At 61.0% G+C, this 12,557-nt stretch carries 14 protein-coding genes; 4 read left to right on the top strand and 10 right to left on the bottom strand.

Annotated features, from left to right (window positions below; all coding sequences use genetic code 11):
* Positions 1–84 precede the first annotated feature (84 nt).
* Positions 85–1,074 (top strand): aldo/keto reductase, encoded by a 990-nt coding sequence (locus ABR948_RS08850; RefSeq protein WP_428116000.1) that lies wholly within the window; start codon positions 85–87, stop codon positions 1,072–1,074.
* A gap of 174 nt (positions 1,075–1,248) precedes the next feature.
* Here the strand turns inward: ABR948_RS08850 and ABR948_RS08845 are convergent, their stop codons facing one another.
* Positions 1,249–2,010, bottom strand: coding sequence for a crotonase/enoyl-CoA hydratase family protein (locus tag ABR948_RS08845; RefSeq protein ID WP_428115998.1), 762 nt, complete (start codon positions 2,008–2,010; stop codon positions 1,249–1,251).
* A gap of 141 nt (positions 2,011–2,151) precedes the next feature.
* Here ABR948_RS08845 and ABR948_RS08840 point away from each other — a divergent pair, with 141 nt between their 5' ends.
* Complete coding sequence (locus tag ABR948_RS08840) at positions 2,152–3,099, top strand: ring-cleaving dioxygenase (protein WP_428115995.1); 948 nt, start codon at positions 2,152–2,154, stop codon at positions 3,097–3,099.
* A 106-nt stretch (positions 3,100–3,205) separates the two neighbouring features.
* On the opposite strand, the gene ABR948_RS08835 is transcribed toward ABR948_RS08840, so the two are convergent.
* The 6 genes from ABR948_RS08835 to ABR948_RS08810 form a co-directional block, all read right to left on the bottom strand.
* Positions 3,206–3,739 (bottom strand): hypothetical protein, encoded by a 534-nt coding sequence (locus tag ABR948_RS08835; protein ID WP_428115992.1) that lies wholly within the window; start codon positions 3,737–3,739, stop codon positions 3,206–3,208.
* 202 nt (positions 3,740–3,941) lie between these two features.
* On the bottom strand, positions 3,942–4,577 hold the full coding sequence (locus ABR948_RS08830) for a 2OG-Fe(II) oxygenase (protein ID WP_428115990.1): 636 nt from the start codon (positions 4,575–4,577) through the stop codon (positions 3,942–3,944).
* 38 nt (positions 4,578–4,615) lie between these two features.
* On the bottom strand, positions 4,616–5,782 hold the full coding sequence (locus ABR948_RS08825; RefSeq protein WP_428115987.1) for a glycosyltransferase family 4 protein: 1,167 nt from the start codon (positions 5,780–5,782) through the stop codon (positions 4,616–4,618).
* A 353-nt stretch (positions 5,783–6,135) separates the two neighbouring features.
* Positions 6,136–6,990, bottom strand: coding sequence for an FkbM family methyltransferase (locus ABR948_RS08820; protein WP_428115985.1), 855 nt, complete (start codon positions 6,988–6,990; stop codon positions 6,136–6,138).
* A 51-nt stretch (positions 6,991–7,041) separates the two neighbouring features.
* The gene (locus tag ABR948_RS08815; RefSeq protein WP_428115982.1) at positions 7,042–7,203 is read right to left on the bottom strand and encodes a hypothetical protein; all 162 of its coding nucleotides are present in this window, start codon (positions 7,201–7,203) and stop codon (positions 7,042–7,044) included.
* Positions 7,204–7,350: 147 nt separating this feature from the next.
* Positions 7,351–8,313, bottom strand: coding sequence for a LysR family transcriptional regulator (locus ABR948_RS08810; RefSeq protein ID WP_428115979.1), 963 nt, complete (start codon positions 8,311–8,313; stop codon positions 7,351–7,353).
* Between the two features lie 114 nt (positions 8,314–8,427).
* Between ABR948_RS08810 and ABR948_RS08805 the strand changes: the two genes are divergently transcribed.
* Entirely contained in the window at positions 8,428–8,850 is a 423-nt protein-coding gene (locus ABR948_RS08805; protein WP_428115976.1) for a DoxX family protein, read from the top strand.
* 212 nt (positions 8,851–9,062) lie between these two features.
* Here the strand turns inward: ABR948_RS08805 and ABR948_RS08800 are convergent, their stop codons facing one another.
* Positions 9,063–9,308 carry a hypothetical protein gene (locus tag ABR948_RS08800; protein WP_428115973.1) on the bottom strand — a complete coding sequence of 82 codons (246 nt, stop codon included), beginning with the start codon at positions 9,306–9,308 and terminating at the stop codon, positions 9,063–9,065.
* A gap of 154 nt (positions 9,309–9,462) precedes the next feature.
* Positions 9,463–10,464, bottom strand: coding sequence for an AraC family transcriptional regulator (locus ABR948_RS08795; RefSeq protein ID WP_428115970.1), 1,002 nt, complete (start codon positions 10,462–10,464; stop codon positions 9,463–9,465).
* Between the two features lie 344 nt (positions 10,465–10,808).
* Here ABR948_RS08795 and ABR948_RS08790 point away from each other — a divergent pair, with 344 nt between their 5' ends.
* Positions 10,809–11,105, top strand: coding sequence for a copper-binding protein (locus ABR948_RS08790; RefSeq protein WP_428115967.1), 297 nt, complete (start codon positions 10,809–10,811; stop codon positions 11,103–11,105).
* An 858-nt stretch (positions 11,106–11,963) separates the two neighbouring features.
* Here ABR948_RS08790 and ABR948_RS08785 read toward each other — a convergent pair.
* On the bottom strand, positions 11,964–12,557 hold a 594-nt coding region (locus tag ABR948_RS08785; protein ID WP_428115964.1), incomplete at its 5' end, for an acyl-CoA dehydrogenase C-terminal domain-containing protein.

Here is a 12,557-nt window from a genome sequence, read left to right as displayed (position 1 = left end):
TGGGATGCCGTTGCGCCGCTTAAGTGAACCCTGGTCGCGCGGGCAGGACGCCTCACAACTTCAACTCAGGCACGGGTGCAAAAAATGCAAAAACGCAAGCTTGGCAACAGACTGGAAGTCTCCGCCATCGGCCTCGGCTGCATGGGACTGAGCTTCGGCTACGGTCCGGCGGTCGAGAAACAGGCGGGCATCGCGCTGATTCGTGCCGCGGTCGAGCGCGGCGTCACCTTGTTCGACACCGCCGAAGTCTACGGCCCCTTCACCAATGAGGATCTTGTCGGCGAAGCGCTGGCGCCGTTCCGAAAAGACGTCGTGATCGCCACCAAGTTCGGTTTCGATATCGATCCGGTGACGGGCCAGCAGCGTGGCCTCAATAGCCAGCCGGCGCATATCAAGGCGGTCGCCGAAGCCTCGCTGAAGCGGCTGCGGACCGACACCATCGATCTGTTCTATCAGCACCGCGTCGATCCGAATGTGCCGATCGAGGATGTCGCCGGCGCGGTGAAGGACCTGATCCGGGACGGCAAGGTCAGGCATTTCGGCATGTCGGAAGCCGCCGCGTCGACCATCCGGCGCGCGCATGCGGTGCAGCCGGTGACCGCGCTGCAGAGCGAATATTCGCTGTGGTGGCGGGAACTCGAGCAGGAGGTGCTGCCGACGCTCGAACAGCTCGGGATCGGCCTCGTGGCCTACAGTCCGCTCGGCAAGGGTTTTCTCACCGGCGCCATCAGCGCGGACACGGCGTTCGACAAATCAGACTTCCGCAACATCGTGCCGCGGTTTTCGCCGCAGGCGCGCCGGGCCAATCTGGCCCTGGTCGATCTGCTCGGCGATATCGCCGGCGAAAAGGGCGTGACGCCCGCGCAGATCGCGCTGGCCTGGCTGCTCAGGCAAAAGCCGTGGATCGTGCCGATCCCCGGCACCACCAAGCTGCATCGGCTCGAAGAGAACACCATGGCCGCGGCGGTCGAGCTGACGGCAGGCGATCTCGGCGATATCGATCGCGCGCTCTCGGCGGTCACCGTGCAGGGCGCGCGTTATCCGGAACATCTGCAGGCGCTGGTGGGGCGGTGAGCGAGCGGAAGCGTTGGCAAAATGCCAGCCTAGCTAAGCTCGTCATGCCCGGCCTTGTGCCGGGCATCCACGTCTTAGCTGCACCTAGTCAAGAAAGACGTGGATGGCCGGGCATAGGCGAGCGGGAGCGACGCCGTCCTTCGGACGGCTATGCCCGGCCATGACGAAAAACGCTCATCCCTTCTTGCGCGCAAAGAACGCCTTGAACGCGGCCACCGCTTCGGTGGATCGCATCCGCTCGCCGAACAGATGGCTTTCCTGATCGATCCGGCGGGTCAGGTCTTCCGGCGGTGTCTTCAGAAGCTTGCGCGAGATCGCGACCGCCTCGGCCGGCAGCGCGCAGATCTCGCGGGCCACCTTGCGGGCCTCGGCTTCAGTGTGACCGGGCGCCACCACCGCATTGACGAAACCCGCGCTCCGGGCATCCTCGGCATTGAGCGGGCGTCCCATCACCAGCGTGGCGAACGCGCGCTGATGTCCCATCGCGCGCGGCATCAGCAGGCTGGAGGCGCCTTCCGGCACCAGGCCGAGATGGATGAACGGCGTCGAAAACGTCGCCGCCGAGCTCGCGACCACATAATCGCAATGCAACAGCATCGTGGTGCCGATGCCGATCGCGATGCCGTCCACACAAGCCACGATCGGCTTGGTGTTGTGGGCCAGCGAATACAGAAATTTCACCGCGTCGGACGCCCGCGGCGTGTCGGTATTCGAGGTGCCGTCTTTCAGAAAATCCTCCAGATCGTTACCGGCGGTAAAGACGCCAGGTCCGCCCGTGATCACGATGCAGCGGATCGACGGGTCACCCTGCGCGCTGTCGATCGCCTCGCTCATGGCGCGATACATCTCGCGGGTCAGCGCGTTCTTTTTTTCGGGCCGCCGCAGCGTGATCACGCGGGTGGCGTCTTCGTCGGTAATGGTCAGGTGCCCGGTCATGCTGCGGCCTTGAAGCGGTGAGGGGTGAGTGGCAAGTGTTCCGGATAGAAAGTGTTCCGGACAGAGCCTACATCATCTGCCACGGTGTCCAAAACCGGCTATACAGGCATTAACGGGACGCAGACGCGTGAGGACGACACCATGCAGTTGACCGGCATTCACCATCTGACAGCGATTTCCGCCAGGCCGCGCGATAACCTGGCCTTTTACACCGGCCTGCTCGGGATGCGGCTGGTCAAGAAGACCGTCAACCAGGACGACGTCAGCGCCTATCATCTGTTCTACGCCGACGGAAAGGCCAATCCCGGCACCGACCTGACCTTCTTCGATTTTCCGGCCGCCCCGGAACGGCGCGGAGCCAACAGCATCTCGCGCACGGGATTGCGCGTCGCCGGCGAGAACAGCCTCGGCTACTGGCGCGGTCGCCTCAGGCAAGCCGGCGGCCACACCGGCGATGTCACCGAAGTCGACGGCCGGCTGACGCTGCCGTTCGAGGACAAAGAAGGCCAGCGGCTGGTGCTGGTCGATGACGGCGGCGCGGGTACAGCGTCGCCGTGGGAGAAGAGCACGGTGCCAATGGAGCACCAGATTCGCGGCCTCGGCCCGATCGTGCTCAACGTGCACGATCTCGCGCGCACCTCGATGGTCCTGACCTCCGTGATGAACATGCGGCATGTGCGCGACTATGCCGCCCCGGATGCGCCGGCGCAGGTTCAGGTGTTCGCGATGGGCGAGGGCGGTCCGGCCGCCGAACTGCATGTCATCGAGCAAAAGGATCTGCCGATGGCGCGGCAGGGCGCCGGCGGCGTGCACCATGTCGCATTCCGTACGCCCGACGAAGAACAGTACCATGCCTGGACCAAACGCCTGACCGACATCGGTATCCGCAACAGCGGCGAGATCGACCGGTTCTATTTTCGCAGTCTTTATTTCCGCGAGCCCAACGGCATCCTGTTCGAGATTGCCACCGACGGACCTGGTTTTGCCACCGACGAGCCGATGGAAACGCTCGGCGAAAAACTGGCGCTGCCGCCGTTTCTGGAGCCGCGCCGCGCGGCGATCGAGGCGGGGCTGAAGCCGATCGGGTAGGGCAATGAACCGGCTTGAATTGACGAGATTCAAGTCCGCCTTTTCCTTATTCTCGGCCTCCATTCTCGGACTCCGGAGAAATGCGCCGGGCTTATACGCGCTTTAGTCAAGGACGCTCGGTTGGCCGGTCCGGCACGTCCATTGGTTGTTGCATAATGACATCGAGCGCGATCATGAAGCCGAAAATGACCGTAAAGAAGTCGATCGTCAGCGCCGTGATGTAGGCTGCGGCACTGTATTGCAGGCCGAGCAAGACGTAGCCAAGCATCGCCAGTGTCACAGCCGAGCCTAATACAACAAAGACCGCGAATATTGCGGTCGGCGGTCTTTCGCCGGCCACCTTGCGGCGTCGGCGCGGAAAGGTGACCTGAAGAGACAGCATCGGCAGTGCGAAAAGCACAGCGGAGCCTCGCCAAATCCACTGTTCCTGTGTGTCGTAGAGCGCGAATAGCGCCGGCAGCAGCGCTCCCGCCGTCAATACGAAAATGTGCGTCATGACCGTTCTTGCAAGGTATTTGTCAAGCAGTGACAACTTCGCTCCAGTGGCCGGTCGCAGCGCCAACAGGAGCGTCGAGAACCCCGCGAACGTGATCATCAGGCCAGCCAGTGTGTATAAAAGGGTTGCACCTTTGAATTCCATGTTTTGCTCCACCTGAGAACTAAGGCCGTTTCAGCTTTCAATTCAGACCATCAAAAACAGGAAATTGGGACCAGTGAAATGGGGCACGATGGTCAATTCACGCTACGGAATTCTTGCAACAGCTATGTTCGCTCAGGATGCGTTGGGAGCTCTGCCAGGCCGAGGAGCTATTTTGAACCCTGTCGGCAGTCGAGATTCATTCTCACCGCCGCCACGACAATGCCGGCTGAAACAGCCGCTTGATCTTCGACGAGAAGCCGTGGCGGCCTTGCTCACGGTCGACGACTGACTGGTCGGTAACCCAGTTCAGCTGGATGGCACGACGCGGGCCCTTGAAGGGATGATGGCCATGCCACGAATTATCGGAGCGCTTGAAGATCAAGAGAGTCCCGCCAACAGGCTCGATCTCGACCGCATAATTATCGAGATCCGAGCCGTTCCGCAGCAGGCGCAGGCGGCCGGTTGGGCTCTCCCACGAATCGCCGTTCATGTAGAGCAGGACGGTGATTATCTTGGTTTTGGAATCCGTGTGTATCTTGCCGTCTCTTTCCCGGAGGAATCCACGGACCGTGTACATCGTCGGCCTGTCCGTCAGATCTACCGCGAACTTTTCCTCGATCGCATTCCGAAACGGGGTGTCGAGCATCTCGTCCATCAGGTCCTTGAAAGCCCCCGTGACCTTCAGGCTCGACGGCGGATGCGACCCGGGACCTGGCACTTCCGGATAGTCGGCCAAGGCCTTATTCAGCTCCTCACGTCCGATGAAATCCTTCACGATGACATGTTCGAAGGGATCGCGCTCAACTGGTGTGTCGTGAAGCGTGTCAAGTCTCAACATGGTTCCTCCTGGCGTGCCTGGCATGAGCTCGTTCGGACTTACGCCGGTTTTGTCCCAGCCGCGGTTTGTTGATCTTTTTGCGAGAGGCCGAGTGGTTTTTGCCCTTCGGCCCAAAGGCGATCGTAGACCGCCCGGATGCGGCGTGCCTCGGCCTCCATCGAGAAATTGTCGCGCACGAATTCCAGCGCAGCTCGACCCTGTTCGCGGGCCAGACCCGGTTCGCGAAAATAGGGTTCGATAGCCGCGGCAAGGGCGTCTCGGTCGCCTGCCGGCACGATTGTTCCGTTGATTCCGGGCCTGATCATCAGGGGATAGGATCCCGCGTCGGACGTGACGACGGCTGTCTCCGAGGCCATCGCCTCCAGGGGAGTAAGGCCAAAACCTTCCTGGCGCGAAGGCGCCACGAACAACGTGAAGCGCCGATACCACAGCGAGACGTCCTCGACGTCGCCAAGAAAGACGATGCGCTGCGCGAGACCCGCGGCAGCGATCTGCGATTTCAATTCGCGCTCGAAGCTCAAATTGTCGGAGGTGGTGCGGCCCGTAATGACCGCCGTCCAATCGGGATAGTGCGGCAGAAGCCGCAGCATCGCGTCGACGAACAGGTCCGTGCCCTTTTGATGCCGGATCCGTCCGGTGCAGCCGACGGCATATTTGCCCGGCAGTCCACTCGCTGCGTAGTCGTCCTCGCTTCCACGGGGTGGATGGAAATACTCAAAGTTCGTTCCGTGTGGCACGACCGTATAGGGAACTTCGAGGAAGCTGCCGGAGCGTTCGCTGGTCGCGATGATGGCGTCCATCCGCCGCAACATCCAGCGGGTCAACGCCTTGTGCCGACGCTGCCCGGCGGAATTGAAGATCAGCCGGAGCGGCGCGCGCAACACGTGCCGCAGCAGGATTCCCAGCATCATTTCGTTGTTGCGCCGACAATGATAGATTCGAAATGGCCGATGAGCCGGTCTTCTGAACAGCTTCGGAACGTCGCGCCAGCGCATGCGCGGCACCTGGTCAGGCAGGTCGAAGCCGAGCGCAGCGATTTTCAGCATTTTCGCCTGCTCCGGCACCAATTGCACGACAACTGTCGTGCCTCCCGATTGGCGCCAGTTGAAATTCGTGGCCACCACTTCGATTTCCGAAAAATCATTCGCCGATGCGACGGATCCTTCCGCGCCGCGGCTTCGCAGGAAGCGAAAGAAGCCGACCATTTAGACGGCCCTCGATGGTTGTTCCCGGATAGCGCAAAGCTGTGCCTGCTTCAGGCAAACGCGTTCTGTCCCGCGAAGATCAAGCACCGTCCTTGAGAAGGGCATAGTCCACCCCATCGCCACGCCAACATGTGCCCTCCGCAACCGGGCGACCTCACGACGGCCAGGATTTCCACCCCGGTTAGAATAGGCAATATCCGGGAAAGCCGGGGTTAAATTACCGCAATGAATTTCAGGCGCCGCGAAGCTGCCTGTTTATAACGCCGCAATGCCAACCAGGATACCGCTAAAAACTTGGACATCAAAAATTTGGACACCTCGGGTCAAACACGGACAGAACCTGCCCTGTCAGGTCAACCTCGTTTCAACAATGTATTGCTGCGGGTCTTGCCCGCTTCCCGGTAGCCGCGTGCGCGCATGTCGGCGATGCAATCGTCGAGCCATTCATCCTTCGACAGATGCTCGATCACGACCGCGCGCGGCCACAGTGCCGGCGGAGCGTCACGGAAGAAGCCGGTCAGCACGCGGTCTTCAAAACCTTCGACGTCGATTTTCAGCCCATCGACCTTCGATACACCAGCCTCGGCGAGAATGCGCTCAAGCCGGAGCGACGGCACCCGGATGGCGCCGATCGAGGGCGGCCCCGACACGATATGGCTGGCGCCGAGATTGTCGCCGTCGGTCTCGATCGACAATTCGCCGTCGGAGGGGCCGGCCGCGGCGGCCACCAGCATCACTTGGGCAAAGCCGGAAGCGGTGCGGTTGAACGAAAGCCGCGCATGGGCGACCGGATGCGGCTCGACCGCGATCACCTTGCCGCCGGTGCCGACATGACCGGCCAGCACCAAGGCATAGGTGCCAACATGGGCGCCGATATCGACGAACACCCCGCCGGCGGGAATCTGGCCGCGCAAAAATTCCAGCTCTTCGAGATTATAGTCGGGATTGAACAGCGCGCCCCGCTCGGTAGCGCTGGCCTGGTGATAGAAGCGGAAGGCGGCGCCCTGATATGGCACGTCGAGGGGGCCGGCGCGCAACAGGTCAACCAGCCGCGACATCATCGGGCGGAAGGCGCCGCGCTTCAGCTGCGAGCGATGTGCGAGCGAAATGATCGTGGCCTGCGCGCGCGTCGGCGCAAACGCCCCGAACGGTGGCGATGAGGAATCGTTGACCGCGGCGAGGCCGGGGGGAGTGGTCAATATTGTCACGGTTTTCTCGCGCTACAAGACGATGATGACGGGCCACGAACCTTAGGCGACCTAATAGGTGAAAGACCAGCCAAACCCGATTGCTAAATCAATAGCCGCGCCGATGATGCCCGCGCTGAGGGCCGTCCAGCTGATAGATCGATAGCTGCCGTCACCCGATTCCCATTGGAAAATTGCAACGAGGAAAGCCGCAACAATCAGGACCTGGAACACACACAAAATCCATATTCGGAACATAGCCGAGGGTTACCCAAATTAGGCCATAGGGAGCGCCGTCGCACTATAGGGAACGGGTCGGCAACTGAGAACACTTTTCAGAACCAATAGGGCTTGCACGTTGTGGTACACGCAACAGTGGGCCTATGCTGGTTTCCTGTGTCGTGCAGTGGTTTTCAAACCCATCACCACGTCGGCACGCCACCGCGCATCGGTCAGCTCGGTTATCAGGAAGTCGGCCAGGGCGGAGACCTTTGCGGGACGTGCGCGAGCTGTCGGTGTCACAAAATACAATCCGCCTTCCGGGAGACTCCAATCGGTCAGTATCGGTTCGAGCTGCTTTTCCGGAAAGTAATGTGTCGCGACGAACTCCGGCAGCTCGGTGATTGCCAAGCCCTCCAGTACTGTTGGCAACAACGCCTCGACGCTGGTTCCTCTCAGCTGGCCGGTTGGCGTAATTGAGCATTCCTCAGTGGTTTTTAGATGTGTGAAGCGCCAAATGTCGTGCTTCGCGCGATTGGCGTAGCTCAGGCATCGATGGGTACCCAGGTCGCGGGGGTGCCGCGGGCGGCCATATCGGGCAAGGTAGCTTGGCGATGCGACGACGAAGCGCCGCACAGCCACGATCAGTCGCGCGACAAGCGATGAATCCGCCATGACGGCGATGCGCAGTGCGGCGTCAAAACCGCCGCCGATAAGGTCGGCCTGCGCATCCGTGAGATGAAGCTCGACGGCGATGTCGGGATAGCGGCGAAAGAATTCGGGCAGCAAGGGCGCGACCCAGCGCGCGCCAAAGGACAGCGGTGCTGCGAGTTTCACCAGCCCCCGCGGGCGACTGGAGGCTTTGCGTGCGAAGTCCTCGGTTTCCTCCGCGTCCGCGTAGATCCGGGACGCCCGCTCGGCCAGCGTGCGACCGTAGTCTGTCATCGCCAGTCGCCGTGAGGTCCGGTTGAACAGACGCCCGCCGAGGCGTTCTTCGAGGCGGGTGATGGCCCGCGAGACGGTGGCCACCGATACGCCCATGGCCCGGGCCGCCGCGGCGAACGATCGCTCCTCCGCCACTTTGGCGAACATCGCGAGGCCTTCAAAATCCGGCAATTTCGACATCGACAATTCTGCAACGATGATTTTCCACCATTTCTATTTCGAAAAATCATCCTCCGCCACAGATTTGTTGGCGCCCGCCCCGAGAGGCGGAGAACTGTTTCAAGGAGACTTTCAATGAGCACCACCCGTTACCTCCCCTTTGTTGGCAGACTGATGATTGGTCTTCCATTCGCCATGAGCGGCTTTGGCAAGCTCGCAACCTACGGCGCCACCGCCGGCATGATCAGCGCCGCGGGATTGCCCTTTCCACCGCTGGCCTTCGCGGTCGCTGTCGCCGTCGAGCTCGGAGGCGGCCTGCTTCTCGTCGCCGGCTATCGCGTCCGCTTCGTCGCCGGAGTCCTGGCGGTCTTCGCGCTTGCGACGGCGGTTTCGTTTCACAGCAATTTCGCCGACCAGAACCAGATGATCCACTTCCTCAAGAACGTGATGATGGCAGGTGGCCTGCTTCAGATCGTGGCCTTCGGCGCTGGCGCACTGAGCGTCGACAACCGGCGCAACACGGGCAACCTGCATACAAGTCCGGCCGCGGTCGCCTAGATTAGCCGCTGCAAGGATACCTGGGCGACACAATGGAACACATCCCTGGATGTGTTCCATTGTCGTGTTGGCATCATTAGCTTTCGGAGGGGTTGAGTGAGTAGTGAGTAGCCCGCATGAGCGAAGCGATATGCGGGGAGCAATAAGTCCCCGGATGTCGCTTCGATTATCCGGGCTACTACTGCGCCTACAGCTGATCCGCCGTTACACTGCTACTCGCTCGACTTCAGCGCTGTCACCGCGATAACGCCAATTCCCGTACCTACCGCAAAAACGTACAGGACGAAGGCGATGAGAAACCCGACGTGATCCTGGGAATAGGTCACGTAATGCCCAGGGCTCGACTTGGGGGTTATGTACAGACTTCCGGTCAGCAGCCATCCGTATAGCCGATGGCCAGAAATCCAGATAACCGCACAGCCGGCGCCGATGAACAGCAGGTTTATGGGGCGGGTCATGCCCCATCATCTGCCGGACCGGCTAAAACTCGGTTAAACCGGCACGAGCGTTTCAGTGATATTCCTGCTGGAGTGAAAATTCGCGCCAAGCATTGCTGATTTCTCAATTCATTGAGCGATTTGCAAATCCTGAGAAAAGCAACCAGTCGCAGGTCTATGCCTTGCTTGAACGCTGGGATCGGGATGCCCGATTGAGCGTCGCAGAAGGCAGTTCGCCAAACGCGTCCTGGTAGGCTTTTGCAAAGTGGCCAAGATTCGCGAAGCCGCATGCAAAGGCGACGCCGGTGACAGATGGATCGGCATCCGGCGCGGCGAGCATTTGCCGGGCATGCCGTAACCGGATCGACTTCGCGAATGCCATTGGCGAGTAGCCACGGCTTCGCCCGAAGGCCCTGTAAAGCGCCCGCGCGCTGACGCCAGCCTCGTCTACCAGCCCCTCGATGGTGATGGCCTCGTTCCAGTGGGCTTCAATATATTCCTCCACATGGCGGACCTGCCAGGGTGCGGCGTCCTTCACATCCTGATTGAGCAGATGAGTGTAGGTGTGTTGAAAGGCGCACAGGAAAGCGACCGTGATGGTCTGTTCGAGTTCCCGAAGCACCAGCGGCGAAAATTGTACGGATGTTGAACTCAATTGCTCCGCAAAAAAACGAACAAGCTGCCACAGACCTTGAACCTGCGGGTGATCCCGGTCCGCCCCGGCTGCGAACTCAACCCTGCCCTTCGGCGAACCCAAGAGAGTGGCCAGCTTGCGGTCGACGGCGCTGGCGTCGATGCGAAGGGTCAACCAGCCGTGACTTCCCGCGCCGGTGACGAGTGAAGCGCGGCCCGCCGAAACGATGCAGGACCTGTTTGCATTGATTTCTGTCGTCTCGCGCCCGATCCTGGCTTCACCTCGACCGCTCAGGGCCGTCATCAGGCGGAAGCGTTCAGTCTCGGGATAATCGATCGATACGCCGGTACTGCTGGCGCCGTGCACCAGCGCGATGTCTTGAAGCTGAACCAGGCTTCCCCGCGCCACAAAGCCGACCGGAGATTTGACTTCGGCACCTGTTGCACCGAACCGCGACAGGATCGCATTCCGGAACTCCTCGGAATCGGAGGTCCGAAAGATCGGATAGCGCTTTAACGGGTCCGGAGTCGGGAGGCCTGGCACGATCTGCTCGTCTTCAATCCCGTAAAATCCAATTGGTCAGAATCGTTTCGATCACATTATAGCCGTCAGACTAAAAGAAAAAGCGCTGAAAGTCCGGGAAATGCCTGCGTACTCCATAAATGCCATCAGCCGCGCTGTGTGGATCAGGCGGCCGTACTACCTCGAATATTCTTCACGATCCGCCCCAACTCCGGCAGCGGACAATTCGTCGCCGGCCGGAGATGCCCTTGAAGTATCGGCGGTTCCCTTGCCGGTTTGGGAATTGGACCGGATTAAGTCAATCCGCAGGAACTAATCCGGCCACTGCAGCTTATCGCGCATAGCCTCAAAATCGGGAGACTGCCATGAAGATCGCCAGGATCCTTTCGGCTGGCATTGCGGCCCTCGCCATCGCCGGTTCGGCGGCTGTGGCCCAACAGGCGCTGACGGGAACGATCACCGGAATTAACCGCATCAATGACACCGTCGCGATCAAGCAGACGCAAAGCGGCACCGTCGGCGCCAATACCGGCGGCGCCGCCGAAGAATTTAAAGTGCAAAAGGGCCAGTCGCTGGAAGACCTGCACGCCGGCGATAAGGTCAGCTTTTCTGTCACGCAAACCGACGGGACCAGGACCATCACGAAACTTCAGAAGCAGTAAATTTTCTGAAGCCAGGCCGGGCGCCGCGTAGGATGGGTGGAGCAAAGCGATACCCATCAATTGCAGCTTGCGCGGGTGATGGGTTTCGCGAAGGGCTCAACCGATCCTACAGGATTACGCCTACAGACGTGCGCGCTCAGCCTGATTTGTTGAACCGGATCAGGCTGATGCTACCTGTCCAGTCCTGTCCGCAAAAATATTTCGCTTCGCCGCCAACCCAAATCAAATCCATATTTGCGCTATCCCGTCCCGATCAGAGGGGCGTTTCGCGATCGTCACGGACGCGGGGCGGGATGCGGTGGACGCGGATGGCGCTTCTGACGAGGGCGCCTGAGGCGGACGGTGAAGTCGTGTGGTCCTGACGCCTCGACGCTGGCGTCAAGTTTGCGGAGACGCAAGCGACGGTGACAAACAAGCCCGATCACCGGGGAGAGCGCGAAATAAGCCGTAAAACCATTGCGCAGGGAAGGCCGGGTGTTCCGGCGCACCTGTGGCTTCTACCCCTGTGCTTTTTTGTTGCACAGGGGGCTGCGGGTGCAGCGGGCACCCGGCTTTCCCTGCGCCCTCTGTTTTTCGGGGGCAGAAATTCCTGGACAACTCGGGCGCATCGCGTCGCGAGAAGGCGGAGTCATATTCCGCGATCGTCATGCCCCGCTTCAACACAGCAAGCTGTTTTGAAATTCGAGTCAGGAAATGCGCTATTCTCGTCGTCCCGGCCAAGCGAAGCGCGAGCCGGGATCCATACGCCGCGGCCCTTCCGTAACGACGTCTGCCCGCAACAGCCTTTTGCACATGACAATGGACGACACAGCGTATGGGTCCCTGCTTTCGCGGGGACGACGAGTGAGGCGGATGAAGCTACCCCAGCAACACCGCATCCGCGCCGTTCACCGCCTCGGCGCTGTCCATCACGGTGCGCTCCAGGGCTCCTGCCTGCACCGAAATGTTTTCGGCGAAAAATCTCGCCAGCGTGACATAACGCTGCGGATCGCCGGCGCCTTCGCCGAGGTCGCGCGCGGCCAGCGCTTCGCCGGCCAGCATGCATCCGCCCAGCGTCGATCCGAACAGTTTGAGATAGGGCGTAGCACCCGCCAGCGCATCGTTCGGCGCAGAAGTCACGCGCTCCAAGAGCCAGCGGCTGGTGCGATCGAGCGCGGCCAATGCATCGCGCAGTTTTGGACCTGTGGTGCCGAAGGCGGGATCGTTCGAGGCCTCGACCTTGCCGACGATGCCCTTGAGCTCGTCGAGCAGGGCCCACACCGCCTCGCCGCCATTGGCCGCAAGCTTGCGCGTCACCAGGTCAATCGACTGGATGCCGTTGGTGCCTTCGTAGATCGGGGTGATGCGCGCATCGCGAAAATGCTGCGCGGCGCCGGTTTCCTCGATGAAGCCCATGCCGCCGTGGATCTGCACGCCGAGCGAGGCCACCTCATTGCCGATGTCGGTGGAGAA

Origin of the sequence: Bradyrhizobium sp., from assembly GCF_050014615.1 — a bacterium.
Lineage (GTDB): Bacteria > Pseudomonadota > Alphaproteobacteria > Rhizobiales > Xanthobacteraceae > Bradyrhizobium.
This window is presented reverse-complemented; position numbering and strand designations above follow the sequence as displayed.

Excerpts from the sequence above, each read along its gene's own strand:
- ABR948_RS08850 (WP_428116000.1), top strand. The coding sequence starts at position 85 with ATGCAAAAACGCAAGCTTGGCAACAGACTGGAAGTCTCCGCCATCGGC.
- ABR948_RS08845 (WP_428115998.1), bottom strand. The coding sequence starts at position 2,010 with ATGACCGGGCACCTGACCATTACCGACGAAGACGCCACCCGCGTGATC.
- ABR948_RS08840 (WP_428115995.1), top strand. The coding sequence starts at position 2,152 with ATGCAGTTGACCGGCATTCACCATCTGACAGCGATTTCCGCCAGGCCG.
- ABR948_RS08835 (WP_428115992.1), bottom strand. The coding sequence starts at position 3,739 with ATGGAATTCAAAGGTGCAACCCTTTTATACACACTGGCTGGCCTGATG.
- ABR948_RS08830 (WP_428115990.1), bottom strand. The coding sequence starts at position 4,577 with ATGTTGAGACTTGACACGCTTCACGACACACCAGTTGAGCGCGATCCC.
- ABR948_RS08825 (WP_428115987.1), bottom strand. The coding sequence starts at position 5,782 with ATGGTCGGCTTCTTTCGCTTCCTGCGAAGCCGCGGCGCGGAAGGATCC.
- ABR948_RS08810 (WP_428115979.1), bottom strand. The coding sequence starts at position 8,313 with ATGTCGAAATTGCCGGATTTTGAAGGCCTCGCGATGTTCGCCAAAGTG.
- ABR948_RS08805 (WP_428115976.1), top strand. The coding sequence starts at position 8,428 with ATGAGCACCACCCGTTACCTCCCCTTTGTTGGCAGACTGATGATTGGT.
- ABR948_RS08800 (WP_428115973.1), bottom strand. The coding sequence starts at position 9,308 with ATGACCCGCCCCATAAACCTGCTGTTCATCGGCGCCGGCTGTGCGGTT.
- ABR948_RS08790 (WP_428115967.1), top strand. The coding sequence starts at position 10,809 with ATGAAGATCGCCAGGATCCTTTCGGCTGGCATTGCGGCCCTCGCCATC.